Raw genomic sequence first — 1,130 nt, 5'->3', positions numbered from 1 at the left:
GACAAAGCCGCCGTGGAATCTGCGGTGAACACCGTGAACAAGCGTGTCATCGGGTACCTGGCCGAGGATCTCTGGATGACGCTGGCCGAATTGAACGACGCCATCGCCGAGCGGGTTTGGGAGATCAACCACGAGATTCGCCGCGCTGACGGCACGACCCGGTTCGAACGGTTCACCGAAGAGGAAGCCCCGGCGCTCTCCCCGCTGCCCGACGCCGTCTTTGAGCAGGTGGAATGGAAGGAGCTCAAGGTCGGACGGAACTACCACCACGGCCGATTACCAGCACTATTCCGTGCCCTACTCCCTGGCGGGGCGGTTGCTGCGCGTGCGCCTGACAGGCACAAGGGTGACGGTCTTTGACGGGCAGCAGGTCGTGGCCGAGCACCCGCGGAAGATGGGCCGGAAGGGGCAGTATTCAACGGATCTATCCCATGTGCCGCACCAGCACCGCAGTGTTTCCGGGCTCTGGTCCCGGGACTGGTTCATCGACCGGGCCCGCACGTTCGGCCCCGCCACCGTCCTGGTCATCGAGCAGGTCCTGGACCGGCGCGTGATCGAGGCTCAGGGCTATCTGGACTGCCAAAACATCCTCGAGACCCTGGGAAAGAAGAACAAGCAGAAACTCGAAGCGGCCTGCCAGGACCTGGTGAACATGCGCGGCTACCCGTCCTACTCGACGTTGAAGCGGTTGATGGCCGGCATAGACAGCGACAGGCAGAAACCTGCCCCGGTCAAGCCGGCTGCCTCGAACCTGCGGGGCGGCAACGCCGCGACCGCCGAGCTGCCGGACGTCTACGTCCGCGGTGCCGATTACTACCGGGAAGGGCGGTGACGACCATGTTTACCAGTATTGATCACGAGAAGTTCCGGGCCCTGCGCATCACGCACGTGGCCACCCGTTTTGAAGAGCTCATCAACGATGAGAGCAACGACGAGCTCACCCCGGAGCAGCTCTTCCTCACCGCCGTTGACGACGCCCTGGATATGCGCCGGGCGAACCGGATCGAGAAGCTGATCCGCCAGGCAGGGTTCCCGATCCCGACCGCCTCCATCGCGGAAATTGACTACCGCGAGGGCCGCGGCATCAACCCCAACAGGATGAAACGCTACGCCGCCCACGACTGGAAGAC

2 protein-coding genes and 1 pseudogene are annotated in these 1,130 nt (G+C 63.8%); all 3 read left to right on the top strand.

The window, feature by feature from the left end:
- Positions 1 to 360: pseudogene (locus G6N77_RS19530) on the top strand (hypothetical protein); the annotation flags it as partial.
- Positions 293 to 832, top strand: coding sequence for a Mu transposase domain-containing protein (locus G6N77_RS19525; protein ID WP_165183834.1), 540 nt, complete (start codon positions 293 to 295; stop codon positions 830 to 832). The pseudogene G6N77_RS19530 and the gene G6N77_RS19525, both read left to right, overlap by 68 nt.
- Before the next feature lie 5 nt (positions 833 to 837).
- The coding region (locus G6N77_RS19520; RefSeq protein ID WP_240902450.1) for an ATP-binding protein at positions 838 to 1,130 on the top strand (293 nt) is incomplete at its 3' end.

The sequence above is a fragment of the Arthrobacter silviterrae genome (genome assembly GCF_011045165.1).
Taxonomy (GTDB): domain Bacteria; phylum Actinomycetota; class Actinomycetes; order Actinomycetales; family Micrococcaceae; genus Specibacter; species Specibacter silviterrae.
This window is presented reverse-complemented; position numbering and strand designations above follow the sequence as displayed.